The organism is Kaustia mangrovi (assembly GCF_015482775.1).
Lineage (GTDB): Bacteria > Pseudomonadota > Alphaproteobacteria > Rhizobiales > Im1 > Kaustia > Kaustia mangrovi.
This window is the reverse complement of sequence record NZ_CP058214.1, coordinates 794,094-819,383: the sequence shown is the minus strand read 5'-3', so window position 1 is coordinate 819,383 and position 25,290 is coordinate 794,094. Positions and strand designations below refer to the sequence as shown.

The 25,290-nt window shown below is 67.8% G+C and carries 24 protein-coding genes and 2 pseudogenes; 16 read left to right on the top strand and 10 right to left on the bottom strand.

Annotated elements, in window-relative coordinates; all coding sequences use genetic code 11:
* Nucleotide 1: 1 nt before the first annotated feature.
* Nucleotides 2-1,075: pseudogene (locus tag HW532_RS03895) on the bottom strand (citrate synthase/methylcitrate synthase); the annotation flags it as partial.
* Nucleotides 1,076-1,217: 142 nt separating this feature from the next.
* On the opposite strand from HW532_RS03895, the gene HW532_RS03890 reads away from it, so the two are divergent.
* Nucleotides 1,218-2,417, top strand: coding sequence for a citrate synthase family protein (locus HW532_RS03890; protein ID WP_213163157.1), 1,200 nt, complete (start codon nucleotides 1,218-1,220; stop codon nucleotides 2,415-2,417).
* 85 nt (nucleotides 2,418-2,502) lie between these two features.
* On the opposite strand, the gene HW532_RS03885 is transcribed toward HW532_RS03890, so the two are convergent.
* A complete protein-coding gene (locus HW532_RS03885) occupies nucleotides 2,503-2,817 on the bottom strand; it encodes an ArsR/SmtB family transcription factor (RefSeq protein ID WP_213163156.1) in 315 nt (104 codons plus the stop codon).
* Nucleotides 2,818-2,865: 48 nt separating this feature from the next.
* On the opposite strand from HW532_RS03885, the gene HW532_RS03880 reads away from it, so the two are divergent.
* On the top strand, nucleotides 2,866-3,684 hold the full coding sequence (locus HW532_RS03880) for an alpha/beta fold hydrolase (protein WP_213163155.1): 819 nt from the start codon (nucleotides 2,866-2,868) through the stop codon (nucleotides 3,682-3,684).
* A 279-nt stretch (nucleotides 3,685-3,963) separates the two neighbouring features.
* Nucleotides 3,964-4,917: a tRNA dihydrouridine(20/20a) synthase DusA gene (dusA, locus tag HW532_RS03875; protein WP_246479924.1), complete on the top strand. Its 954-nt coding sequence runs from the start codon at nucleotides 3,964-3,966 to the stop codon at nucleotides 4,915-4,917.
* A gap of 54 nt (nucleotides 4,918-4,971) precedes the next feature.
* Here the strand turns inward: dusA and HW532_RS03870 are convergent, their stop codons facing one another.
* The 4 genes from HW532_RS03870 to cobS form a co-directional block, all read right to left on the bottom strand.
* On the bottom strand, nucleotides 4,972-6,471 hold the full coding sequence (locus HW532_RS03870; protein ID WP_213163154.1) for a phosphomannomutase/phosphoglucomutase: 1,500 nt from the start codon (nucleotides 6,469-6,471) through the stop codon (nucleotides 4,972-4,974).
* 177 nt (nucleotides 6,472-6,648) lie between these two features.
* The gene (locus HW532_RS03865; RefSeq protein ID WP_213163153.1) at nucleotides 6,649-7,362 is read right to left on the bottom strand and encodes a retropepsin-like aspartic protease family protein; all 714 of its coding nucleotides are present in this window, start codon (nucleotides 7,360-7,362) and stop codon (nucleotides 6,649-6,651) included.
* A 121-nt stretch (nucleotides 7,363-7,483) separates the two neighbouring features.
* Nucleotides 7,484-7,726 (bottom strand): DUF1289 domain-containing protein, encoded by a 243-nt coding sequence (locus HW532_RS03860; protein ID WP_213163152.1) that lies wholly within the window; start codon nucleotides 7,724-7,726, stop codon nucleotides 7,484-7,486.
* 11 nt (nucleotides 7,727-7,737) lie between these two features.
* A complete protein-coding gene (gene cobS, locus HW532_RS03855; protein ID WP_213163151.1) occupies nucleotides 7,738-8,556 on the bottom strand; it encodes an adenosylcobinamide-GDP ribazoletransferase in 819 nt (272 codons plus the stop codon).
* Between the two features lie 324 nt (nucleotides 8,557-8,880).
* Here cobS and cobT point away from each other — a divergent pair, with 324 nt between their 5' ends.
* Nucleotides 8,881-9,918, top strand: a complete 1,038-nt coding sequence (gene cobT, locus HW532_RS03850; protein ID WP_213163150.1) for a nicotinate-nucleotide--dimethylbenzimidazole phosphoribosyltransferase — start codon at nucleotides 8,881-8,883, stop codon at nucleotides 9,916-9,918.
* Between the two features lie 66 nt (nucleotides 9,919-9,984).
* Here the strand turns inward: cobT and HW532_RS03845 are convergent, their stop codons facing one another.
* Nucleotides 9,985-11,115: a sensor histidine kinase gene (locus HW532_RS03845; protein WP_213163149.1), complete on the bottom strand. Its 1,131-nt coding sequence runs from the start codon at nucleotides 11,113-11,115 to the stop codon at nucleotides 9,985-9,987.
* Between the two features lie 203 nt (nucleotides 11,116-11,318).
* Between HW532_RS03845 and HW532_RS03840 the strand changes: the two genes are divergently transcribed.
* The 12 genes and pseudogenes from HW532_RS03840 (at nucleotide 11,319) to HW532_RS03785 (ending at nucleotide 22,422) form a co-directional block, all read left to right on the top strand.
* Complete coding sequence (locus tag HW532_RS03840) at nucleotides 11,319-11,930, top strand: glutathione S-transferase family protein (RefSeq protein WP_213163148.1); 612 nt, start codon at nucleotides 11,319-11,321, stop codon at nucleotides 11,928-11,930.
* A 45-nt stretch (nucleotides 11,931-11,975) separates the two neighbouring features.
* Entirely contained in the window at nucleotides 11,976-12,611 is a 636-nt protein-coding gene (locus HW532_RS03835; RefSeq protein WP_213163147.1) for a uracil-DNA glycosylase family protein, read from the top strand.
* The gene (locus tag HW532_RS03830) at nucleotides 12,608-13,582 is read left to right on the top strand and encodes an alpha/beta hydrolase (RefSeq protein WP_213163146.1); all 975 of its coding nucleotides are present in this window, start codon (nucleotides 12,608-12,610) and stop codon (nucleotides 13,580-13,582) included. Before HW532_RS03835 ends, HW532_RS03830 begins: the two co-directional genes overlap by 4 nt.
* Before the next feature lie 284 nt (nucleotides 13,583-13,866).
* Entirely contained in the window at nucleotides 13,867-15,012 is a 1,146-nt protein-coding gene (locus tag HW532_RS03825; protein ID WP_213163145.1) for a TRAP transporter substrate-binding protein, read from the top strand.
* Nucleotides 15,013-15,216: 204 nt separating this feature from the next.
* Nucleotides 15,217-15,840 carry a TRAP transporter small permease subunit gene (locus tag HW532_RS03820; protein ID WP_213163144.1) on the top strand — a complete coding sequence of 208 codons (624 nt, stop codon included), beginning with the start codon at nucleotides 15,217-15,219 and terminating at the stop codon, nucleotides 15,838-15,840.
* A pseudogene (locus tag HW532_RS03815) lies at nucleotides 15,833-17,187 on the top strand (TRAP transporter large permease). Before HW532_RS03820 ends, HW532_RS03815 begins: the two are co-directional and overlap by 8 nt.
* 4 nt (nucleotides 17,188-17,191) lie before the next feature.
* On the top strand, nucleotides 17,192-18,556 hold the full coding sequence (locus tag HW532_RS03810) for an amidase (protein ID WP_213163143.1): 1,365 nt from the start codon (nucleotides 17,192-17,194) through the stop codon (nucleotides 18,554-18,556).
* Between the two features lie 7 nt (nucleotides 18,557-18,563).
* Complete coding sequence (locus HW532_RS03805) at nucleotides 18,564-18,746, top strand: hypothetical protein (protein ID WP_213163142.1); 183 nt, start codon at nucleotides 18,564-18,566, stop codon at nucleotides 18,744-18,746.
* Nucleotides 18,747-18,990: 244 nt separating this feature from the next.
* Nucleotides 18,991-19,851: an IclR family transcriptional regulator gene (locus tag HW532_RS03800; protein ID WP_213163141.1), complete on the top strand. Its 861-nt coding sequence runs from the start codon at nucleotides 18,991-18,993 to the stop codon at nucleotides 19,849-19,851.
* Nucleotides 19,852-19,919: 68 nt separating this feature from the next.
* Nucleotides 19,920-21,113 (top strand): iron-sulfur cluster carrier protein ApbC, encoded by a 1,194-nt coding sequence (gene apbC / locus HW532_RS03795; RefSeq protein WP_213163140.1) that lies wholly within the window; start codon nucleotides 19,920-19,922, stop codon nucleotides 21,111-21,113.
* A 24-nt stretch (nucleotides 21,114-21,137) separates the two neighbouring features.
* Nucleotides 21,138-21,770, top strand: coding sequence for a LysE family translocator (locus HW532_RS03790; protein WP_213163139.1), 633 nt, complete (start codon nucleotides 21,138-21,140; stop codon nucleotides 21,768-21,770).
* Nucleotides 21,771-21,810: 40 nt separating this feature from the next.
* On the top strand, nucleotides 21,811-22,422 hold the full coding sequence (locus HW532_RS03785; RefSeq protein WP_213163138.1) for a cysteine hydrolase family protein: 612 nt from the start codon (nucleotides 21,811-21,813) through the stop codon (nucleotides 22,420-22,422).
* 119 nt (nucleotides 22,423-22,541) lie between these two features.
* Here HW532_RS03785 and HW532_RS03780 read toward each other — a convergent pair whose 3' ends face one another.
* From HW532_RS03780 to HW532_RS03770, 3 genes are read right to left on the bottom strand one after another with little or no spacing between them, the layout of a single operon-like run.
* Nucleotides 22,542-23,594 carry a universal stress protein gene (locus HW532_RS03780; RefSeq protein WP_213163137.1) on the bottom strand — a complete coding sequence of 351 codons (1,053 nt, stop codon included), beginning with the start codon at nucleotides 23,592-23,594 and terminating at the stop codon, nucleotides 22,542-22,544.
* A 36-nt stretch (nucleotides 23,595-23,630) separates the two neighbouring features.
* Nucleotides 23,631-23,864, bottom strand: coding sequence for an anion permease (locus tag HW532_RS22340; RefSeq protein ID WP_213163136.1), 234 nt, complete (start codon nucleotides 23,862-23,864; stop codon nucleotides 23,631-23,633).
* Nucleotides 23,865-23,866: 2 nt separating this feature from the next.
* Nucleotides 23,867-25,177 (bottom strand): SLC13 family permease, encoded by a 1,311-nt coding sequence (locus HW532_RS03770; RefSeq protein WP_213163135.1) that lies wholly within the window; start codon nucleotides 25,175-25,177, stop codon nucleotides 23,867-23,869.
* Between the last annotated feature and the right edge of the window lie 113 nt (nucleotides 25,178-25,290).

Here is a 25,290-nt window from a genome sequence, read left to right as displayed (position 1 = left end):
CCTATCCGGCCGCCGTTGCGCGCTCCGGCATCGGGCCGACATAGCGCGATTGCGGCCGGATCAGCCGGCCCTGGGCTTCCTGCTCCAGAACATGGGCGGTCCAGCCGGCCATGCGGCCGACAGCGAAGACATTGGTGAAGCTGTCGCGCGGAAAGCCCAAGGCTTCGAGGACCAGCGCGGTATAGAACTCCACATTGGTCTCCAGCGGGCGCAGCGGCTTCTTCTCGGCAAGCTGCGCCAGCGCTTCCGCCTCGACCGCCTCGGCAAAGGCGATGCGGGCGGCGCTGTCGCGCAAGGTGCCGACGACGCCTTTCAGGACATCGGCGCGCGGATCGCGGACGCGGTAGATCCGGTGGCCGAACCCCATCAGCCGCTCGCCGCGCGCCAGCGTCGCGGCGATCCAGGGGCGGATATTGGCCTCGGTCCCGATCGCGTCCAGCATGTCCAGAACCGGCCCCGGGGCACCGCCATGCAGCGGTCCCTTCAGGGCGCAGAGCCCGCCGACAACCGATGAGAACAGACCCGCCCGCGTCGAGGCGATCACCCGCGCGGCGAAGGTCGAGGCGTTCAGCCCGTGATCGGCAACGGTCACCAGATAGCTGTCGAGCGCCCGCGCGCGGTCCTCGCCGGGCAGCTCCCCGTGCAGCATGTGCAGAAAATCGGCGGACTGGCCAAGCGAGGCATCCGGCGCGACCGGGGACTGGCCGGCAGCGCGCCGGGCGATAGCCGCGGCGAAAACCGGCGCGGCGGCCACGGCGAGGATATGATGCGGGATACGCTCGGCATCCGTCAGGGACGACAGCAGAAACCGCATCGCCTCGACCGGCGCGAGACCGTCGGTTACGGGCAGGAGGCGTTCGGCCCGGAGAAAGACATGACCGCGCGCCGCGCCGAGCTCGCGGCGAATGTCGGCCTCGGTCATCGCCGTCGGGGTGAGGCCCGTCCAGAGCAGGGCGAGAACGGCCTCGAAGCTCCAGTCCGCAAGGTCGTCCAGATCGTAGCCACGCAGAACGAGCCGTCCGGCCGCACCATCGACAAGGCCGAGGCCGGTTTCGGCGGCAACGACATCCTCAAGCCGGGGGCGGTCTCGGTAACGGTCTTGGCGGGTGAAATGGACTTCGCATGCTTGGTCATCTTGGTCCTCCTGATTGACAGGAGGAAAAATGACGGTCCAACATATATCGATCAATCTTGATTAAATGAATCAATGTGAGAAGATGGCCGACACGGAAGCCTATCTCAGTGCCGAGCAGGCGGCCGAACGGCTCGGCATCAGCCGGGCGACGCTTTATTCCTATGTCAGCCGGGGCCTGATCCGGGCGGTGAACGTGGCCGGCGACCCACGGCGGCGCCTCTACGATCCGCACGACATCGAACAGATGCGGCGGCGCAAGAGCGTCGGGCGGCGTCCGCGCGCGGTGGCGGCGACGACGCTCGACTGGGGATTTCCCGTGCTCTCTTCGGGGATTTCGCTGATCGACCGCGGGCGCCTCTATTTTCGTGGCCACGATGCACGGAGATGGGCGGAACACGCCTCGCTCGAAGACACCGCGCGCCTGCTCTGGTCCTGCGGCGACAGCGATCCCTTCGCGGCGGCGGGCGCGCCGGATGCGGAGTGGGGCGGCCGGGTGCTGGAGCGGGCGGCGGCGCTGCCCCTGACCGAACGCTGCCAGATCCTGCTGCCCTTCGTGGCGGAGGGCCGGGCGACTGCGTGGCAACGGGCAAACCGGCGGCTCTGGCCGGGCGGGGTTGCCCTGTTGCGGGCCATCGCGGCGGCGGCCACTGCGACCGTGCCAGGGGACCGTCCGGTTCACGAGCATCTGGCGGCCGCCTGGGGCCTCGATCCGGCGGCGGAGGATGTCGTCCGGCGGGCGCTGGTGCTGCTGGCCGACCACGAATTGAACGCCTCGGCCTTTACCGTGCGCGTGGTCGCCTCGACCGGCGCCTCGCTGGGCGCCTGCCTGAATGCGGGTCTCTCCGCGCTCGGCGGTCCGCTGCACGGGGGAACGACCAGCCTTGTCGAACGGTTGCTGGACGAGTGCGAGGGCGATGCCGAAACGGCCGTCGAGATCCGGCTGCGGCGGGGCGAGGGGGTGCCTGGCTTCGGCCATCCGCTTTATCCCGAGGGGGATCCGAGGGCGGCGGCGCTGCTTCCGCTTCTTCCGCCGGACCGGGAGCGGGAGGCGCTTGTCTCGGTGATGGCGGAAACGGTCGGCAAACTGCCGAATGTCGATTTCGCGCTGGTCGCGATCTGCCGGGCGTTCCGCCTGCCGCCCGGCAGCGGTCATGTCCTCTTCGCCGTCGGCCGCACGGTCGGCTGGATTGCGCATGCTTTGGAACAATATGGCGAGGGCAAGCTGATCCGGCCACGGGCGCACTATACCGGCCCGGCGCCGGAAGGCGGCACGGAGGATTGACCGGCCTGCACGTTTGCGCCTGTCTGGCCCGTGTGGTCGGAGGCTCTGCGCGGGCTTCCCTGATTGTGTGGCCATGGGGGCCGGGCTACGCCTGCGCGCAAAGCTCCGTGCCCAGCCAGTTCAGATAGTCCCGGATCGCCGCCTCATCCCGTTTGCAATAGGACCATTTCGCGTGCTTCCGCACGGTGATGAAGCCCGCTTGCTTCAGCAGGTCCACATGCCGGCTGGCGGTGGGCTGGGCGAGTTCCAGCGCTTCGGCGATCATGGTCATGCAGACGCCGAACTCGACGGGATCGGCCGACCATTGATGGCCGAAATGGGCCTGCGGGTCTGCCAGCAGCCGCAGGATCTTCAGCCGGGGCGCGCTGGACATGGCCTTGATTTGGGTTGATCTGTCCATGACCTTTTCATATCGTCAATTAGCTAAATGTCAATGTGAGTTATCGAGATGCTGGATCTGCCGAACACGTCGATCATCGAGGGCAGCGCCGTCCGCTGGGGGAAATCCGGCGACGGCCCGCCGCTTGTCGCCATTCACGGAACGCCGTTTTCCTCCCAGGTCTGGCGCCGGATCGTGCCGCCGCTGACGGACCGGCGAACGGTCTATTACTTCGACCTTGTGGGATACGGCCAGTCGGAGATGCGCGAGGGGCAGGATGTCTCGCTTGCCGTACAGAACCGGGTTCTCGCCGCCCTGTTTGCGGAATGGGGCCTCGACCGCCCGGAGGTTCTGGCGCACGATTTCGGCGGCGCCACGGCGCTCCGCGGCTATTACCTGAGCGGCTTGCGCTATGCCTCGCTGACGATCTTCGACGCAGTGGCGCTCGCGCCCTGGGGCTCGCCGCTGGTCCAGCATGTGCGCCAGCACGAGGCGGCGTTCTCGGGCATGCCGGACTATATGCACCGGGCGGTGCTGCGGGCCTATCTGCAGACCGCCGCGCACAATCCGCTGTCGGAGGAGGCGCTGGAGGTCTACTCCGCGCCCTGGCTCGGCCCGGTCGGCCAGCCGGCATTCTACCGCCAGATCGCGCAGATGGATCAGACGTACACCGACGAGGTCGAGCCGCTCTATGACAGGATGGACTGTCCGGTGACGGTCCTTTGGGGCCGGAACGACGACTGGATCCCCTATGAGAAGGGCGAGGCGCTGGCCGCGACGATCGCCGGAACCGCCTGCATCCCGATCCCGGATGCCGGGCATCTGGTGCAGGAGGACCGGCCGGAAGTCCTCGTTGCGCAGCTTGTGAAAGGATGGGGGGATGGATGAGGGGCCGTTCGGCCTTCGCGCCCCCGGCCGGCTGTCTGTCAACGGCCTAGGTCTCGTGATAGGCAGAGCCCTCGCGTATTCCGTCCACGCGTGCCATATAGCCGGATAGCTGGCGCTGCCAGTCTTCCGTTTGTGCGTGCGCGCATGGTGATCGAACCCATGATGGCCTCCTCGTTCGGCGCAGAACGATCGGACAGAGGACGGACCGGAGGGGGACAGGTGACTGAAAAGAACAATAGGCAAGACATATCGGGCGTTTCCTGCCTGTCCGTCGCTCCCATGATGGACTGGACGGATCGGCATGACCGGTTCTTCCTGCGCCTCATATCGCGCCATGCGCTGCTCTATACGGAGATGGTGACGGCGCAGGCGGTGGTGCGCGGGGACCGGCGGAGGCTGCTCGGCTTTCACGGGCAGGAGCACCCGGTGGCGTTGCAGCTCGGCGGCAGCGAGCCGGCGCTGCTCGCGGAGGCGGCGCGCATCGGTGCCGGCTTCGGCTATGACGAGATCAATCTCAATGTGGGCTGCCCGTCGGACCGGGTGCAGTCGGGCCGCTTCGGGGCGTGCCTCATGGCGGAGCCGGCGCTGGTCGCCGACTGCGTGGCGGCCATGCGGGCCGCCGTCGCCGTGCCGGTGACCGTCAAGTGCCGCATCGGCATCGACGACCAGGACGCGGAGGAGGCGCTCTCCCGATTCGTCGACGAGGTGGCGGCGGCGGGATGCCGGCGTTTCGTCGTGCATGCCCGCAAGGCCTGGCTTCGGGGGCTGAGCCCGAAGGAGAACCGGGAGGTTCCCCCGCTCGACTACGGGCGGGTCTACCGGCTGAAGGCGGCCCGGCCCGATCTCGACATCGTCCTCAATGGCGGTATCCAGACGCTCGACGAGGCGGAAGGCCATCTTGCCCGGGTCGACGGGGTGATGCTCGGGCGTGCGGCATATCACACCCCCTATGTGCTGGCCGAGGCGGACCGGCGCCTCTTCGATCCGGCGGCGCCCGTGCCGACGCGCGAGGAGATCGTGGAGCGCTTCCTGCCCTATGTGGAGGCCGAGCTTGCCTGCGGCGTGCCGCTCAAGGCGATGACGCGCCACATTCTCGGCCTGTTCCACGGCGTGCCGGGCGCGCGCGGCTGGCGGCGGCACCTCAGCGAGAACGCCCATCGCCCCGGCGCCGGCGTCGAGGTGATCCGCGATGCGCTCAGGGCGGTTGCGAACCGCGAGGCGGTGCCGGCGTAAGGCCGGATTCGCGAGTCAAATGACGCCCTTGCGGCCGACGGTTCGGCCGGTGTCTCAGATCTTCTGGTTGTACTCGCCGACCTCCGGATAGTCGGAGAGATGCAGGTCGATGTTCTTGAACATCGCCTTCATCATGTCCTCCGATTCCGGGCTCTCGCAGACCACGACGAGCTCCGGCTTGTTGGAGGAGGCGCGCACGAGGCCCCATGTGCCGTCGGCGAGCGTCACGCGCACGCCGTTGACGGTGACGAGCTCGCGGATCGGCAGACCGGCGATCTGGCCGCTGCCGGCGGCGAGGCGCTGATAGTGGCGGGTGACCCGGTCGACGATCTCGTACTTCTTCTCGTCGGGGCAGTGCGGCGACATGGTGGGCGAGCCCCATGTCTGCGGCAGGGCCTCGCGCAGCTCGGCCATGGACTTGGAGGGATTGCGCTCCAGCATGTCGCAGATGGCGATGGCGGAGACCAGGCCATCGTCGTAGCCGCGCCCCACGGGCGGGTTGAAGAAGTAGTGGCCGGACTTCTCGAATCCGGCGAGCGCGTTGATCTCCGCGCAGCGCCGCTTGATGTGGGAATGGCCGGTCTTCCAGTAATCGACTTTCGCGCCGTTCTCCTGGAGCACGGGGTCGGTCAGGAACAGGCCGGTCGACTTCACGTCCACCACGAATGTCGCGCCGGGATGAAGGGCGGAGAGGTCGCGGGCGAGCATCACGCCCACCTTGTCGGCAAAGAGTTCGCGCCCTTTGTCGTCCACCACGCCGCAGCGGTCGCCGTCGCCGTCGAAGCCGAGGCCGATATCGGCCCCCGTCTCCGTCACGGCCTCCGCCAGCGCGTGCAGCATCTTCATGTCCTCGGGGTTCGGATTGTAGCGCGGGAAGGAATGGTCGAGCGTGCAGTCGAGCTCCACGACCTCGCAGCCGATCCGCCTGAGCACCTCCGGCGCGAAGGCCCCCGCCGTGCCGTTGCCGCAGGCGGCGACGACCTTGAGCTTGCGGGTGAGCTTCGGCCTGTCGGAGAGGTCGGCCATGTAGCGCTCGGCCATGTCGGGCACGAGCTTCAGCTCGCCGCCCGGACGCAGCGTCACCCGGCCTTCCATGACGATGTCCCTGAGCGCGGCCATCTCGTCGGGCCCGAAGGTGAGGGGGCGCTGCATGCCCATCTTGACTCCTGTCCAGCCATTGTCGTTGTGGCTGGCGGTGACCATGGCGACCGCCGGGACGTCGAGGTCGAACTGGGCGAAATAGGCCATGGGCGTCATGGCGAGCCCGATATCGTGAACGGTGCAGCCGGACGCCAGAAGCCCGGCGATGAGCGCCTGCTTGATGGAGGAGGAATAGGACCGGTAGTCGTGGCCGACCACGATCTCCGGGCGCACGCCGCGCTCGTGCAGCATGGTGCCGAGCCCCATGCCGAGCAGGCGGACGCCCAGAAGGTTGATCTCGCTGCCGAACAGCCAGCGCGCATCGTATTCGCGGAACCCCGTCGGCTTGACCAGCGGGATCTCCTCATAGGCGCGGGTGTTCGGCACAAGGTCGGCCCGGGGTTTCAGGTCCATCGTCAGGCTCTCCGTATTGTCCGTTCCTGTCGGGCAGGCATTGTCGCAACAAGTGTGACCATTTTTCGGGTGGGCGCGAGTGGGTCGTAGAATGCGCCGACGGTACTGTCACATTCAACTGGATTAAATTGATCAAAAAACCGTTGTAAAATACTGAATTATTGAATGGATTTTACGTCACTGACGCAGGACGAGCGCATCGCCGCTGACCTCGAAGCTCGCCAGGGCGCGCAGGTAGTTCATGCCCAGCAGGCTCTTGAACAGACTGTCGGGGCGGGCGACGAGGGCGCGCAGATTGCGCACGTCGATGCCGCCGACCGACACGCTGTCGAGCCGCACGGGTGCGGCCTCCGTGCGCCCATTCGCCGTGCTGACGGGCACGGAGAAGAACAGCGTCTGCGGATCGATGCCGGCGGCCATCGCGTCCTCGTAGGTCAGCGTCACCACGGACGCGCCGGTATCGGCCACCATGTCGACGGTGCGGCCATTGATGCGGGCGCGCACGTTGAAATGGCCGTCGATCGCGGCGCGGATCGTGACGACGCGCTCGCGCCCGCCATCGGGCCGGACAGCCGTCGAGATCGCCGGCATGCCGGGGATCAGCTCGCCGAGGACGCGGTCGCCGATGGCGGCGAGATCGTGGCGGTAGCTGTAGAGGACGAGGAGGACCAGCGCGAAGGCGAGCCACATCGCGGCATGGCGCACCGCGTCGCGCCCGCGGCCGCGATAGGCGAGGATCACGCCGCCGCCGATCAGCACGATCAGCGCGATACGGCTGGCAAGCGCGGCGAAGTCGGCATTGGTCAGGCCGAATCTGGCGCCCGGATTGTCCATGAGAACGAGCACGAAGGCCGCCAGGACGACGATGGCGATGCCGATCCAGTAACGCATGGGAAGGATGGGGTCTCCGTTGGGGCGCGGGCGCCCGGTGGCCGCTTCCCTTGGCAGATAGGGGGAAATCTCGGCCACGGCAAGGCGGGGCCGTCCGCTTTGCCCCGTGCAGCCGGTCCCGCTATGCCTGCGGCACGCGGCGGCGGGCGCGGGCACCGCCCTTGCGGGCCCGGTTGCGGGTGAGGGCCGACATGCGCTCCGGCAGGGCCTCCATGACGGCACGGCGCTCCTGCGGCGTGAAGCCGATCCAGCCGGCGATCTCGCCGCGTGTGCGCCCGCAGCCGATGCAGTGGCCGCTGTCTGCGTCGACGACGCAGACCTGGATGCAGGGCGATTCGATGCGCGGCGGTGTGCGATCGGTCATGGCCGGAGACCTCATCCAGCGTTCAGCATGGCGACGAGGGCGAGCAGCATGGCGATCTCGCTTGCCTGTTGCACGGTGCCCGCCGTGTCGCCCGTATGACCGCCAATCTGGGTGAGGCAGAGCCGTCTGACAAGCACCAGGGCGCCCAGGCTTGCGGCAAAAGCGACAAGGGCGGACCAGACGCCGAAGACGGCGAGGACGGCGATTGCCGCGATGGCGCCGCCCGCGGCGACGGCATGGCGTACCGTGGTGGCGTCGGGATTGCCGGCGCTGTGGGACTGGCCCCTGTCGCGGGCCGGCGGCGTCCGCGAGAGGAAGACGACGATCAGCGCGCGCGACCATGCGCCGGTGCCGATCAGGGCGGCGAGCGCGCCCGTGGCGCCGGCCGCCCCGCCAATGGCGGCGATGGCCGCGATCCGCGCGGCGAGATCGAGGAAGAGCGCGGCGGCGCCATAGGTCCCGAGCCGCGAGTCGTGCATGATGGCGAGCTTGTCCTCGCGCCGCCATCCGCCGCCGAAGCCGTCGGCGGTGTCGGCAAGGCCGTCCTCGTGGAAGGCGCCGGTGAGCGCGATGAGGGCGGCAACCGTGACGATTGCGGAGATCGGAGCGGGCAGGCCGAGAGCGGCGCACAGCACGAAGACGAGGCCGCCGGCCGCCCCCAGAAGCGCGCCGACGAGCGGAAAGGCGCGCATGGTGCGCGAGATGGGCGCCATCTCGCCATTGGCGGGGCGAAGCGGGATGCGCGTGAGAAAGCGCACGCACTCGCCGAGGTCCCGGGTCCAGCCCGGCGGGTCGAGAAAGGGACGGTTGGCAGGATCGTCTGTCGTCATGCGGGGTTCTCCGGCGGCGCTCAACGGGCTATAGCGGCACTGGTCGCGGCCTGTCCACAGCCGCTGGATCAACCTGATTGCAGGTTGACCGGTCTTGAGGTGCTGGAGCAACTTGCCTGCGGCCAACCGGAGGCAGCCTGCTCGGTCTTAAAGTGTTAGAGCAGCTTGTCTGTGTCCAACCGGACGCAGGTTGCTCAGTTTTAAAGTGTTAGAGCAACTTGTCTGCGCCCGACTGGGCGCAGGTTGCTCGGTCTTAAAGTGTTAGAGCAACTTGTCTGCGCCCGACTGGGCGCAGGTTGCTCCGGTGTTCAAGCGAGGTTCTTCATGTCCGCCGATATTGCAGGCCGTTCCGGTCCGTTCGACGATCTGCGCACCCTTCTGGACGATCTGCCGGGCCCCGACGAGGAGGCGAGGGCCGCGACGCGGGCGCGCGATCTCTCGCTGACCAAGCCGCCGGGATCGCTCGGCCGGCTTGAGGGGATCGCGGAATGGCTGGCCGCCTGGCAGGGCAGGACGCCGCCCAGGGTGAAGAACGCCATGGTCGCCGTCTTCGCCGGCAATCACGGCGTCGTCGCGCAAGGGGTCGCGGCCTATCCCCAGGCGGTGACCGCCCAGATGGTCGCCAACTTCCAGGCGGGCGGCGCGGCCATCAACCAGCTTTGCGAGAGCTTCGGGTTCGGCCTCCAGGTCTTCGAGCTCGCGCTTGAGGTGCCGACCGGGGATATTGCGGTGGAGCCGGCGCTGTCGCCGCGCGACTGCGTGGCGACGCTGCTCTACGGGCTCGAATCGGTGCCCACCGACATCGACCTTCTGTGCATCGGCGAGATGGGGATCGGCAACACGACCGTCGCCTCCGCGCTTGCCCACGGCCTGTTCGGCGGCGAGGCGCGGGACTGGGTCGGGCCCGGCACCGGGCTCGACGAGGCGGGGGTTGCGCACAAGGCGGAGGTCGTCGCCGCCGCCGTCGCCCGCCACGGGCCGGAGGCGGGCGGCGATCCCTTCGAGATCCTGCGCCGGCTCGGCGGGCGCGAGATCGCGGCCATGGCGGGAGCCATTCTGGGCGGCCGGCTGAAGCGGGTGCCGGTCATCGTGGACGGCTTCGTGGCGAGCTCGGCGGCTGCCGTGCTCCATGCGCTCGGTCCCGGCATGCTCGATCACTGCCTGTTCGGCCATGTCTCCGCAGAGCCCGCCCACGGGCGGCTTCTGGAGACCCTCGGCAAGGCGCCGCTCCTCGATCTCGGCATGCGGCTCGGCGAGGGTACCGGCGCCGCGCTCGCCGCCGCCATGGCCAAGGCGGCCGCGGATGTCCATGGCGGCATGGCGACCTTCGCCGAGGCGGGCGTCACCGACCGCGAGGAGTAGAGGAGACGGCAATCGGGCCGAACCGGCATTCCCGCCGGGATGGGCCATGTGTTTCGTCCGGACGGGTCAGGCGGTCAGCGCGACGAGGTGCTGGCGGGTGTCCATGGGCTTGGACTGCGCGTGCACGTCGCGGATATGGGCCGCGAGGGTGCGGCGCAGCGGAAGCTCGACGCGGGCTTCCGTGCCCTGGCCGGGCTTTGAGTCGATGCGCAGCCTGCCGTCATGGAGGGCGGCGAGGCCCTGGACGATGGGCAGGCCAAGCCCGAAACCGCTCCGGCGATGCTCGGGGGAGGCGCTTGCGGCCTGCCCGAAGGCGCTCAGTACCGTGTCGATCTCGTCTTCGGGGATGCCCGGCCCGTCGTCGCGGACGCCGAAGACCGGCGCGCCGAGCGCGTTGAGGCGGGCGAACAGGACGACCTCTCCGCCGTCGGGCGCGAATTTCACCGCATTGGAGAGCAGGTTGAGGCAGATCTGGCGGATGGCGCGCTCGTCGCCCATCACCAGCGGCAAGGCGGGCTCGTAGGTCTCCACGATCTCGATGCCGCGCTCGCCGGCCTTCATGTCGAGCAGGTGGCGGCAGTCGCGCGCGATGCGGGGCAGGGAGACGGGTTCCTCGGCGAGCTCGTAGTGGCCGGCCTCGATCCGCGACAGGTCGAGAATGTCGTTGACCAGCGACAACAGATGCTGACCCGATGTGTGAATATCGGCCGCATAGTCCTTGTAATTGCTCGTATTAATAGGGCCAAACATCTCGTTGCGCAGAACGTCGGAGAAGCCGAGTATCGCATTGAGCGGCGTGCGCAGCTCATGGCTCATCGCGGCGAGGAACCGGGATTTGGCGTGGCTGTCCTGCTCCGCCTTCAGGCGCGCCGCCTCGGCATCGGCCTTCTCCCGCTTCAGCGTCTCGATCGCGGCGTCCCGGTCGGCCCGTGCGGCCTGCATGGTGGCGGCCGTGCGGCGATGGTGCAGGGCGAGCCACAGAAGGCCCGTCCAGCCGAGGGCGACGAGCGCGGCGAGACCGAGATCGAGCGGCTCGCCGGTGAGCGTCCAGCGCACCGCCACGGCCAGCGCGACCGGCGCGGCGGCGGCGGCGAGCATCGGCAGGGCGAGGGGCAGGCTCGTGGCGCGAGCCCGTGTCCGCTCTGCTCGGCCGGCGGCGAAAATGGGCGTTTCCGGATCCGCTTCGAATGTGCTCATGGGGCTGGCGTTTCGTTTGAGAGGTCCGCTTGCGATCTGCCCCAACGCTAAGGGGGCAAACCTTAAGAACGGCTTCGCAAAGCTGGTTAATCGGGCGGTAAGGGCAGTTCGGCCTTGTCTCCATGGTCTCTGCCGGCGCATCGTTCCGGCTGCCGAACGCGAGCCCTGCGTCGCGGAGCCCGCAAGAACCGGAGGACGCCGTCATGAAGCTTTACGAGGACAGCCGCGCCCCCAATCCGCGCCGGGTCCGGATCTTCCTCGCCGAGAAGGGCATCGAGGTGCCGCGCATCGAGCTCGACATCATGGCCGAGGAGCATCTGGCCCCCGAGATGGCCCGGCGCAATCCGCTGACGCGCGTGCCGTTCCTCGAGCTCGACGACGGCACGGTGATCGCCGAGACGGTGGCCATATGCCGGTATTTCGAGGCGCTCCAGCCCGCGCCCTCCCTCATGGGCGAGACGCCGAAGGAGCAGGCCGTGATCGAGATGTGGCAGCGGCGGGTGGAGCAGAACCTGTTCCAGACCGTGTCGCAGTGCTTCCGCCACCAGCATCCGCGCATGGCGCATCTGGAAACGCCCCAGATCCCCGAATGGGGGGCGGCGAACAAGCCCAAGGCGGAGTGGATGCTGGCGCTTCTGGACCGCGAGCTCGCCGAGCGCCCGTTCATCGCCGGTCCCGACTTCTCCATCGCCGATATCACCGCGATCTGCACCATCGACTTCATGAAGGTCGCGCGCATCGAGATGGGCGACGAGCTTGTCAATCTCAGGCGCTGGCGCGAGACGGTCTCTCAGCGCCCGAGCGCGGCGGCGTGAGGCCCGCCGGTGCGTCGTTTCGCCGATGACGAGGGGCCGGATGCCATGACCGGGTGCGATCTCGACGGATTGCTCGCGCGGATCAGGGCCTGCCGGATCTGCGCCGACGAACCGGCCGGACGGACGCTGCCGCACGAGCCGCGCCCGGTCGTGTGGGCACAGGCGTCGGCGCGGCTTCTGGTGGCGGGGCAGGCGCCGGGAACCCGCGTCCATGCGACGGGCGTGCCGTTCAACGACCCGTCCGGAGAACGATTGCGAGACTGGATGGGGATCGACCGGGGAACGTTCTACGACACAAGTCGCATCGCCATCGCGCCCATGGGCTTCTGTTTTCCGGGACAGGACGGCAAGGGCGGCGACCTGCCGCCGCGCCGGGAATGCGCGCCGGCTTGGCGCGCGCCGCTCATGGCGGCCCTGCCGCGCATCGAGCTCGTTCTCGCCATCGGCCAGTATGCCCAGAGCTGGCATCTCGGGGTGTCGAGGGGGGAGACCATGACGGAGACGGTCTCCGCATGGCGCGGCTATGTCTGCGGCGATCTCGACCCGCCCGTGCTGCCCATGCCGCACCCCTCCTGGCGCAACAATGCCTGGCTCAGGCGGAACCCCTGGTTCGAGACGGAGGTGCTGCCCTTCCTGCGCGGCGAGGTGAGGCGGCTGGTCGGCGGGAGCGGCGGGCGATGAGGCGGCTTGCATCCCTCGCCGGTCCCGCGGTCGTGCTGTGCCTTGCGCTGCTCGCGGCCTGCACGCCCCGGTTCCAGGACCTCGGACCGGCCTCCTCGGCGCGCCCGCAGCTTGGCGAGCGCGAGGTCATGATGGACGACGGCACGAGCCTCCCGGTGGAGGTCTGGCGTGCGGCCCGGCCGCGCGCTGTGGTCGTCGCCGTTCACGGCTTCAACGGCTATTCGGAGGATTTCGCGCTGCCGGGACCGTGGCTCGCCCGCCACGGCCTCACCGTCTACACCTACGACCAGCGCGGCTTCGGGCGCACGCCGCAGCGCGGCCTGTGGCCCGGTACGGAGCGGATGGTCGCCGATTTGAAGACGATGGTCGCGCTGGCGCGGGCCCGCAATCCGGGGCGTCCCGTCTACGTTCTCGGCATCTCCATGGGCGGCGCCGTCGCCATGGCCGCCATGGCGGACGGGCTCAAGCCGGACGGGGCGATCCTCGTCGCGCCCGCCGTGTGGGGCTGGGAGACGATGAACCCGGTCTATACCTCCACCCTGTGGCTCGCGGCCCACACGGTGCCGTGGCTCGAGCTGACGGGCGAGGGCGTGGAGGTCTGGCCGTCGGACAATATCGACATGCTGCGGGCCTATGCGCGCGATCCGCTCAACATGAAGGCGACCCGCGTCGATACGCTGTACGGTCTCGTCTCGCTGATGGACGACGCCTATCTCGCCGCAGACCGGTTCGACGTGCCGGTCCTCTATCTCTATGGCGAGCATGACGAGCTGGTGCCGGAGACACCGACGCGGGAGACCATGGAGCGCATCTCCGCGCCCAAGCGCACCGTGATCTACGAGAATGGCTGGCACATGCTCCTGCGCGACAAGCAGCGCGAGCGGGTCTATCGCGACGTCCTCGCCTGGATCCGCGACCGCGGCGCAAGCCTGCCCTCCGGCGAGGAGGTCGCGGCGGCGTCCGACCGGTGAGCGGCGGTCACGGCCTTCATGCGCGATCAAGGGCTTCCTTCGTCTAAGAGACAGGGCCCGGCGAAAGGCGGTATCTCGGTATATGGAAAGTCGAGCGGTCTGACGGGATACACGTCTTGTGCGGTGATCCCGGATCGCAGAAACTGATTCCAGAGGCCTTCCGTCCCTTGCGGCATTGCGATGCCGCAGGGGAGGAGGCTTCGACAAGAAAGCCCGAAAAGGGCAAGAGGCACGCCCGAAACGGGGCGTGAAGAGGCCCGAATGGGCATTAGGGAGGAAACGCTATGACCCAATCCAAGGGAAACGGGAAGGGTGACGTATCGCGCCGGCGCTTCATGAAGGGCGGCGCGCTCGCAGCGGGGGCGGCCGCGGGCGCGGTGGCCATGCCGAATGTGGTGACCGCGCAGAGCCCCATCGTGCTGAAGATGCAGAGTTCGTGGCCGGCTTCCAACGTCTTCCAGGAGATGGCCCAGCAGTATGTCGAACGCGTGGAGGCGATGTCGGGCGGCCGGCTGAAGATCGACCTCCTGCCGGCAGGCGCCGTGGTCCAGGCCTTCCAGGTCCAGGATGCGACCCATGACGGCGTGATCGATGCCGCCCACACGGTGACGGCCTACTGGTACGGCAAGAACAAGGCCGCCTCGCTGTTCGGCACCGGGCCGGTCTTCGGAGCGGATGCCGCCCAGTTGCTCGCCTGGATCCAGTATGGCGGCGGCAAGGATCTCTATCGCGAGCTCGTCCAGGACGTTCTGGGCCTCAACATCGTCGGCTTCTTCGCCATGCCGATGCCGACCCAGCCGCTTGGCTGGTTCAACGAGGAGATCACCTCCGCCGACCAGATGAAGGGGCTGAAATACCGCACGGTGGGCCTTGCGACCGACGTCATGCAGGGTATCGGCGCGCAGGTGACCCAGCTGCCCGGCGGCGAGATCGTGCCGGCGCTGGAGCGCGGCGTGATCGAGGCCTTCGAGTTCAACAACCCGACCTCGGACCGCGATTTCGGCGCCCAGGATGTCGCCAAGTTCTACATGATGGGCTCCTACCACCAGGCTGCGGAGTTCTTCGAGATCGTCTTCAACAAGGACAAGTTCGAGTCCCTGCCGGAGGATCTCAGGGCCATCCTCGAATATGGTGCGGAGGCCGCCAATACGGCGAATTTCGGCCTCGCCATGGACAGCTATTCCGCCGATCTGCAGGCGCTGATCAACGAGGACGGGGTGGAGGTGCGCCGCACGCCCGACTCCGTCATGGCCGAAGAGCTCAAGTCCTGGGACGAGGTCCTGAAGAAGCTGACCGAGGACCCGTTCTTCAACAAGGTGGTCCAGAGCCAGAAGGCCTGGTCGGAACGTGTCGCCTACTACTGGCTGATGAACCAGGCCAACTACAAGCTGGCCTACGAGCACTACTTCCCGGGCAAGCTGGGCTTCTAGACCCTGCTGTCCGACTGTCGTGCGGGCGCGGAGCGGCGCTTGGAAGGCGCCGCTCCGTTGCTGCGCGCAACACATACCGGCGGCCGGCCGCGCAGAGGGGGGCGGCGCGGTCGCGCGGCAGCCGGAAAACGGCGTATGATCGGGTTCGTCCTCGCGCAAGACACCGGAACGGGCGCGTGAGAGGCGACGAGGGAGGGAGCATTCATGGAAGGCTTCATCGCTTTCGCCGACAGGGTGTCCACCTGGTTCGGCAAGGCGTTCGCCTGGTGCATCATGGTCATGATGCTCGGCGGCAGCTATGAAGTGTTCGTCCGCTATGTGCTGAATTCGCCCACGACCTGGGCCTTCGACATCTCCTACATGATGTACGGCACGCTGTTCATGGTCGGCGGCGCCTACACGCTGGCCCAAAACGGCCATGTGCGCGGCGATTTCCTGTACCGGCTGTGGTCGGCGCGCACGCAGGCCAAGGTGGAGCTGACGCTCTATTTCCTCTTCTTCTTCCCCGGCATGCTCGCGCTCGTCTTCTCGGGCTGGAAATACGCCTCGCGCTCATGGCGCTACATGGAGGTGAGCGTCATGAGCCCGGCCAATGTGCCCATATTCCAGTTCAAGACCGTGATCATCGCCGCAGGCCTCCTGATGCTCCTCCAGGGCGCAGCCCAGGTCTGCCGCTGCATCCTGTGCATCCGGACCGGGGAATGGCCGCGCCGGATGGAGGATGTGGAGGAACTGGAGGAGACCCTGCTGCACGAGCACGAGCGCGAGGTGCTCGAACATGGCAGCGAAGCTGTGGACGTGGTGAGGAGGGACGCCCGCAATGACTGATTCCTTCGTTGCCGTCATGATGCTCGGGATCTTCATCCTGACCATCTTCCTGGTTTTCCCATCGCCTTCACGCTGATGGCGCTCGCTGTCGGCTTCGGCTACTACGCCTATTACGACGCCGACCGCATGGCGACGCTGTTCGACAACAGGATCTTCGACCTGTTCGTCAACCAGACCTATTCGGTCATGTCGAACGACGTGCTGACCGCCGTGCCGCTCTTCCTGTTCATGGGCTATATCGTGGAGCGGGCGAATATCGTCGACCAGCTCTTCAACACGCTCTATCTGGCCTCGCGGCGCATTCCGGGCTCCATGGCGATCGCCGCGCTCCTGACCTGCGCCATGTTCGCCACCGCCACCGGCATCATCGGCGCGGTGGTGACGCTCATGGGGCTGCTCGCCTTCCCGGCCATGCTGAAGGCGCGCTACGACACGAGCTTCGCCTCCGGCGTCATCTGCGCGGGCGGCTGCCTCGGCATCCTCATCCCGCCCTCGATCATGCTGATCGTCTATGCGGCGACCGCGAATGTCTCCATCGTCCGGCTCTATGCGGGCGCGCTGGTGCCGGGCTTCCTGCTGGCCGGGCTCTACATGCTCTATGTGGTCGCGCGCGCACTGCTCAATCCGAAGGTCGCCCCCAAGCCCACCGAAGAGGAGGTCGGCGACTATACGAAGGGGCAGATCGCGATGATGATGATCACCTCGTTCTTCCCGCTCGCGGTGCTGATCCTGGCGGTTCTGGGGGCGATCCTCATGGGGCTCGCCACGCCGACGGAGGCCGCCGCGGTCGGCGCGCTCGGGGGGCTGGTGCTGGCCGCGGTCTACCGCGCGCTGACCTGGCAGCGGCTGCGGGAGTCGGTCTATCTGACGGTGCGCACCTCCGCCATGGTATGCTGGCTGTTCGTCGGGTCCTGGACGTTCTCCTCCGTCTTCTCCTATCTCGGCGGCGAGCAGGTGATCGAGCAGTTCGTGCTGTCGATGGACCTCACGCCGGTCATGTTCCTGATCCTTGCCCAGCTCATCATCTTCCTGCTCGGCTGGCCGCTCGAATGGTCGGAGATCATCATCATCTTCGTGCCGATCTTCCTGCCGCTGCTTCCGCATTTCGACATCGATCCGCTGTTCTTCGGCATCCTGATCGCGCTCAATCTGCAGACCTCGTTCCTAACGCCGCCAATGGCGATGGCCGCCTACTACCTGAAGGGCATCGCGCCGCCGGGGGTGGAACTGGTGCAGATCTTCAAGGGCTGCATGCCGTTTCTCATGATGGTGTTCCTGTCCATGGCCATTGTCTATCTCGTGCCCGACGTGGCCTTCTGGCTCCCGCAGATCATCTATGGACGCTGAGACGATGGCGAGGAAGACGGATCCCGAACTGGCGAGATTGTCGGCGGCGGACGCGCTTGGCCGCCTCGAGCGCGGCGAGGCCAAGGCGGTCGATCTCGTGGACGCGTGCCTCGACCGTATCGCGGCACGCGAGCCGGAGGTCGGCGCCTGGACCTATCTCGACCGCGATCACGCCATCGCACAGGCCGAGGCGGCGGACGGCCGGCGCGCGTCCGGCCGCTCGCCCGGGCCCCTTCACGGCCTTCCCGTGGGCGTGAAGGACATCATCGACACCGCCGACATGCCGACGGAGAACGGTGCCGCGCTCGACGCCGGCCGCCGGCCCCGGACGGATGCCGCGGTCGTGGAGCGGCTGCGCGCGGCGGGCGCGGTCATCATGGGCAAGACCGTGACGACGGAGCTTGCCTTCCTCACGCCTGCCGGCACGCGCAATCCGCACGATCCGGAGCGTACGCCCGGCGGCTCGTCGAGTGGATCGGCCGCCGCTGTCGCCGATTTCATGGTGCCGCTCGCGGTCGGCTCGCAGACGGCGGGCTCCGTGATCCGCCCGGCCTCGTTCTGCGGCGTGGTGGGCTACAAGCCCTCGCGCGGGCTCATCTCGCGCGCCGGCGTCCTTCCGGTCGCCGAACCGCTCGACACGATGGGCGTGTTCGCCCGCACGGTCGGCGATGCGGCCATGCTGGCGCAGGCCCTGTGCGGGCCCGACCCGCGCGATCCCGCAGCGCTCGTTCAGCCTGTTCCGCGCCTTGCCGCTGCGGCGGCCTCCGGGCCGCCCGTCAAGCCGCTCTTCGCCTTCGTGCGCCAGCCTGCCTGGGAGGAGCTCGCGGAGGACGATATGAGGGAGGCCTTCGCCGAGCTTGCGGGCTTCCTGGGCGAACAGTGCGACGAGGTCGCGCTGCCGGAGCCCTTCTCGAAGGGGCTCGACATCCACCGCACCATCATGTTCGCGGGGCTCGCGAGGCACTATGCCCATTACTACAATCGCGGTGGCGATACGCTCAGCGCCGGTGCGCGCGCGGCCGTGGAGGAGGGGCGCACCGTGCTCGCCCACGACTATCTCGTGGCACTCGACTGGGTCGCGCTCCTCAATGCGGGCCTGGAGCAGATCTTCGAGCGCTACGATGCGATCGTCACGCCCGCCGCGCCGGGCCAGGCGCCGAAGGATCTCGCCACCACGGGCAATGCGGCCTTCTGCTCGCTGTGGACCATGTGCGGCGTGCCTGCGGTCACCCTGCCGCTTCTGGAGGGCTATGACGGCATGCCCATCGGCGTGCAGCTCATCGGTCCGCGCGGCGGCGACGAGCGGCTGTTGCGCACCGCCCGGTGGCTGATGGAGGAAACCGCCCGTGCCGACGGGCAGGAGGGATGATGGCGCGATGACACGCACCGACAAGATGCTGGCGGCGCTGGCGGTCTGCCTGTTCCTGGTGTTTCTGGGGATCGTGATCTGGTTCGTCCGCGAGATCGACCTCGTCGTGGTCACGCTGGTGGTGGCTGGGCTCGCAATCTACGATTTCTGGCTCGAGAGCCGGCAGCAGGGCGGCGCGTCGGGCCGGTAACGGCCCCTCGGTCTCCTAATGTCGACTTTGCCACTCAGGTATTGACGATTGCCCGCTCGGGCAATAGGGATGGCTTGGCGCCTCGCGGCGCAATTACTATCTAGGCATAGGGAATATCGGGCCCGTGGCCGTCCATTCTGGCGCATCATCCGGCCGGTGCGCTGAATTGCGCGTTGTCACGAGGGCTCAATTCCGGGTACTACAGTCGGAAATCACTTCAGGCCGTGCGGAACGGATCAACGAGATGGATGCCATCACCAAGTCTCCGACGGAGGATGAGGAGCGCCGAAGCGAGTTCCAGGTGCCGAGCAAGGAAGTGCTTCGCGCATCGGGGCAGGTGCAGTCGCTGTCCAGGGCGCTGAAGCTCCTGAATGCGCTCTCCCATCACCCCCAGGGCCTGTCGCTGAGCGAGGTCGCCCACGAGGTCGGCCTGCCGACCTCGACTGCCCATCGCCTTCTTACCACCTTGCAGAACGAGCGCTATGTGCGTTTCGACACGGAGCGGTCGGCGTGGCTGATCGGCGTTCAGGCCTTCCGCGTCGGCTCCGCCTTCGTGCGCTCGCGCGACCTGGTGGCGACGGCGAGGCCCTATATGCGCCGGCTCATGGAGCAGTCGGGCGAGACGGTGAACCTGGCCATCGCGGACCGGGGCGAGGTGGTCTATCTCGCGCAGGTGGAGTGCCACAAGATGATGCGCGCGATTGCCGGGCCCGGCGGCCGCGCGCGGCTGCATTGCTCCGGCGTCGGCAAGGCGATCCTCGCCTTCGTGGACGAGAGCGACGCCCGGCGCATCGTGTCCGGCCTCGATCTCAGGCGCGAGACGCCCAATACGCGCGATAGCGTCGCGGCGCTCGAGGCCGATCTTGCAACGGTGCGCACGCGCGGTTATGCCATTGACGACGAGGAAACGGCCATCGGCCTGCGTTGCGTGGCGAGCATCGTGTTCGACGAGCACAGCGAGGCCATCGCGGCGCTGTCCATCTCGGGCCCGACGGCGCGGATCACCGACCAGCGGATTCCCGTGCTCGGCGAGGCGGTCAAGGCGATCGCCGCGGAGATCACGGGCGAGCTCGGCGGGCGGGTGCCGGCACGGTCCGGGGCTTAGCACCGGAGGTCGCCGGCGGATGCGGGCGCCCGCTGTCACGGCCACCAACGACGAGTACGAAGCAATCCATGGCCCAGCTTACGAAGGAACAGGTTCTCGCGCAGCTCGCCAAGGTGCGCGGTCCGGACCTTGAGGGCAATCTCGTGTCCTTGGGGTTGGTGTCGGAGATACTCATCCGCGACGGCGCGGTGATGTTCGCGCTGACGGTCGACGAGAACCGCGCGGAGGAGCTTGAGCCCATGCGCCAGGCCGCCGAGCGCGTGGTGGAGCAGCTCGACGGCGTGGATCGTGTGACGGTGGCGCTCACCGCTGAGAAGCCCGCCGGCGCGCAATCTCCCGCCGCGCCCGCCCGCAAGGCGCCCGAAACCAACGGCAATGCCGCACCGCCGCCGCCCATGGCGGGGCGCGGCGGGCCCATGCCCGGCGCGGGCGGCCCCGGCCAGCAGCTCGCGGGCGTGCCGGGGGTGAAGCACATCGTGGCGGTGGCCTCGGGCAAGGGCGGCGTCGGCAAGTCGACCACGGCGGTCAATCTGGCCCTCGGGCTCGCCGCCGCGGGGCTGAAGGTCGGCGTGCTCGATGCCGACATTTACGGCCCCTCCATGCCGCGTCTTCTAGGCGTGTCCGGGCGGCCGCAGCCGACCGGCGAGGGGCGTGTCCTCAAGCCGATGGAGGCCTACGGGCTCAAGGTCATGTCTATGGGCTTTCTCGTGGAGGAGGAGACGCCCATGATCTGGCGCGGGCCCATGGTCATCTCCGCGCTCACCCAGATGCTGCGCGAGGTGGCGTGGGGCGAGCTCGACGTGCTGGTGGTCGACATGCCGCCCGGCACGGGCGACGCCCAGCTGACCATGGCCCAGCAGGTGCCGCTGTCCGGCGCCGTCATCGTGTCGACGCCGCAGGACCTCGCGCTCATCGATGCGCGCAAGGGGCTCAACATGTTCCGCCGCGTCGATGTGCCTGTTCTCGGCATCATCGAGAATATGAGCTATTTCCTGTGCCCCAAATGCGGCGAGCGCTCGGAGATCTTCGGCCATGGCGGCGCGCATGAGGAGGCCGACAAGCTCGGCGTGCCGTTCCTCGGCGAGGTGCCGCTCGACCGCACCGTGCGCGAGCGCAGCGACGCCGGCCAGCCGGTGGTTGTCTCCGAGCCCGACAGCATTCACGCCCAGATCTTCCGCGATATCGCCAGAAGCGTCTGGTCGCAGATCGCCGACGGCGCCCATGGCGACGTCAAGCCGCCGCCGCGCATCGTCGTCGAATAGCGCAATCTTGCGGGGAGAGGGCCCATGCCGGTCGATACGGGAACGCTGATCGCCTTCGCCCTTGCGTCGCTCGCGGTCTATCTCGCGCCAGGGCCGGACATGGCCTATATCGGCGGCACCGCCATGAGCCGTGGCATGCGCTCAGGCATATGGGCGGCGCTGGGGACGACCTCCGGCGCCGCGCTCCAGGCGCTGGCCTGCGCCTTCGGGGTCAGCGCCCTGTTTCTCGCATCCCCCATCCTGTTCGAGATCGTGCGCTGGGCGGGCGTCGCCTATCTCGCCTATCTCGGGATCCGGATGCTGCGCGCCAAGGAGGCGGGCGCGATCGCCGACATGCCGGCCCAGCCGCCGGCGGTGCTCATGGCCAAGGGCGCGGCGATCAATATCCTCAATCCCAAGATCGCGCTGTTCTTTCTGGCCTTCCTGCCGCAATTCGCCGATCCGGCCCGCGGCGCGGTCAGCCATCAGCTATTGCTGCTCGGCGGCCTGTTCAGTTTCGGTGCCCTCTTATGGTGCCTGACGCAGGCCGTGGCGTTTTCCTACGCTGGCCGGCTGATCGCCGCGCGCCCGCGCGTGAGGCTGTGGCAGGAGCGGATGACGGGCGGTATCATGCTGGTCTTTGCGGGCGTGCTCGCGCTCTCCGGCGCAAGGCGCTGACCGGCCCGCCAACTGCACTCCACCTCAAGGAAGATCGCCCATGCTGCTTCACCAGACGACGCCCAAGACCCTTCTGGAACTCGCCGGCGTCCGGCTCGAGGCACCGTCGCTCTCCGACGCGGCCCTCGTGCTGATCGACTACCAGAACGAATATGTCTCCGGCGCCCTGCCGCTCGATGGCGTGGACGCGGCCATCGGCGAGGCCTCCGCGCTGCTGGAACGGGCGCGCGCAGCCGGCACGCCAATCGTCCATATCGCCCACAAGGGCAGGGCGGGCGGCCTGTTCGACCGCGAGGCGGAACGCGGCGCCATCGTCGACGCCCTTGCGCCGCGCGACGGCGAGACGGTCATCGAGAAGGCGCTGCCCAACGCCTTCGCCGGAACCGGCCTGCGCGACGCGCTTGCGGCCACGGGGCACGGATCGGCGATCTTCGCGGGCTTCATGACGCATATGTGCCTGAGCTCCACGGTGCGCGCCGCGCTCGATCTCGGTCTGTCGAGCACCGTCGTCTCGCGCGCCAGCGCGAGCCGCTCGCTTCCCGGCACGGATGGCGAGATCGTCCCCGGCGGCGCCGTCCATCAGGTCGCGCTCGCCGAACTCGCCGACCGCTTCGCCCTGATCGTGCCCGATGCGGGGGCGTTCAAGGAGTAGCCCGCTCCGTTGCCGGAGACGCATAAAGCTACATTCCCGCTCTTGCGCAAAGACGCCTGGGATCCCGGCTTTCGCCGGGATGAGCGGTGTGTTTTGTCGCTCGCCTGGGCCTTGCGGCGTCAGCGCACATTGAGCACGGAGGTACGGGCGCCGCGGACGACGGCGTAGGCGACGGAGCCCTTGAAGATGCGTTCGAAGCGGGAGCGGCCCTCGTCGGAGACGACGATGACCTGATGGCCGGAGCCGTGTCGGATGATCTGCTCGGCGGGCTCGCCGATGCCGACGCGGGTGCGGTCGACCTCTATTCCCATGCGCGTCAGGATCGCCTTGGCGTTCTCCACATTCTCGCGCGCCGCCGCGCGGCCCTTGAGCTCGCGGGCGGCGGAATAGAGCGTGATCGGGCTGTCCACCGTGTGGGCGAGCACGGCGGCACGCTTGACCGTGTTGAGCGAGCGCGCGGTGCCGTCCGTACAGATGAAGAAGCCGCTCTTCGACAGGCTGCCCTTGCGCACGACGAGCACGGAGCAGGGGGCGAGCATGGTCACCTTCTGCACGACGCCGGCATCGAAGACCGACTTGAACTCGCCGCGCCAGCGGCTCGGCTCGCCGACGATGATGAGGTTGTAGGGACCGAGCTCGTATTGGTCGAGAATGCCGCTTGCCGGATCCGGCGCCGTCTTGAGCTTCAGGACGACGCTGCGACCGCTCTCCTCCTGCTGGTACTCGATCTTGTTGTCGCCGAGCGGGTCGCCCCACACATCGGTATGGGCGGAGCTGATCGGCCATTCGTCGGGCGAGATACCCTCTTCCTTGAGGACCTCCACGGCCTTTCTGAGATCGCGCACGCCCGGCAGCTCGATGCCCCAGTCGAGCATGTTCTGGCGTGCCACGCGGACCTGCAGCCCGCCGGAAGCGAGGCCGTGATCGATGGGGCGGACATAGAGCAGGATGATGTCGCACTCGTCGCTCGCGCCGAGCCGCGCGGCGAAGCGGACATTTTCCAGCGCCTCGTCGGTGCCGTCGATGCAGGCGAGGATACGGAAGCGCTTGCGCCGGCGCTCGCGCAGCTCGCCGAGAGTGCGCTCCGCCTCGCGCTCATGCGGGCTCGCCTTCGCGGCGGCGGGCTTCTGCGGCTTCTCGTCCGCATTGCGCCGTTTGAAGATCGACAGCATCTCACCCGGTCCCGTTCGTGCCAGTCACAGCCGATCCTAACGCCAATCGGAAAAGTGAGGCCAGAGGAAGTGGGACAGCAGCAGGAGCAGGGTGAGCGAGGTGATCGCCATGCGCCAGCCCACCTTGAGGAAATCCCCGATCTTGAGATAGCCGGAGGAGAAGACGATGGTGGAGGCGGGCGAGCTCGCCACGGCCAGATAGGCGGTCGCCGACGCGAAGGCGGTGATGAAGCCGACCACCAGCGGGTCCTCGCCCGAGGCGGCCGCCATCTTCAGAACGATGGGCCGAGCACGGCGACCGCCGCGCCCGGCGCCATGGTGTTGGCCACGCCTGCGGTGAGCAACGCCACGCCGGCAAGCAGCCCGAGGCCGTGGCTCAGCCCGAGCGGCGCGAAGATATCCAGCACGCTGTTGGCGACCCATTCGGCCGCGCCCGTCACCTTCATCTCCACGCCGAGCGAGATGGCCGCCGCATAGAGCAGCACCACGCCCCAGTTGACGCCGGAATTGATGTCCTCCCAGCGCACGAGACCGGTGACCAGGAAGGCGGTGGTCCCGATCAGAGCGACCGTTCCCATGCCGATATCCTGCGACAGGGTGATCCAGCCGAGCATGATGAGCCCGAAGAGCACGATGGTCAGCCAGTTGTCCGGGGTCATCGGCCCGTCCATCTGGATCTGCATGCGCAGCTTGGCGATGGCGCGCGCGAGGTCCTTCCGTTCCGGCCTGAAGGTGAAATAGAGGATCGGCGTGACGAACAGGAGCTGGGCGAGAAACAGGGGATAGCCGTAGAGCATCCAGGTCGCATAGTCGACGAGGTAGCGGTCGGTGTTGCGCACCGCCGGATTGTAGAAGAACTCCTGCCAGTAGCCGATCATGATGGCGTTGCGCGCGCCGCCCGAGGGCGTGCCGATGCCGGCGGTCGTGCAGCCGAACACGATGGAGAACAGGATGAGGGCCGCGAGGTTCTTGATCCGCGCGGGGTTCTGCGAGGTGAGCGAGATCAGCGTGATGCCCACCGGCAGCATCATGGCGGCCACCGTATGCTCGCCGATGAAGGAGGCGAGCAGGCCGCAGACCGCCGAGATCCCGAAGCAGACATTGAAGGTGCGTGTGCCCGTGAACTGGACGATGAACCAGGCGATGCGCTTGTCGAGCTTCTGCGACACCACCGCGACCGCCAGCATGAGCGAGCCCATGATGAACAGCACGGAATCGGTCATCAGGTTCTTCGCCACCTGGGTCGAATCGACACCCACGAGAAGGACCTGGCCGATGATGATGAGCAGTGCCACGGCGGGCAGCGGCACCGGCTGCGTGATGAACAGGATCGTCACCACCGCCGACATGGACAGCATGATCATGCCGGCGCGCGACAGACCCTCCGGCTGGGGCAGCGACAGGAGGACGGCCCCGATGGCGAGCGCGATGAAGAACCAGCGCTTTTCCCAGAAATAATAGAGGTTTACCTGGGTGCGCAGCACCTTGAGATGCTGGTAGCCCTGGCGCACGAGCCAAGACGACCATCCAGCGGACGGTTCGTGAACCTGAAGACTGTCGCGTGCAAGCGTTAGCTGTGCCACGGCCCTCTGAGCCCCTTGCCCCGCTGCTGCTTGCCTGACACTATCGCGCCGGCGGGGTGCCTTCGTTGCTCCTCACTCGGCCCCGCCATACACCATTTCACTGCCAGGTACCA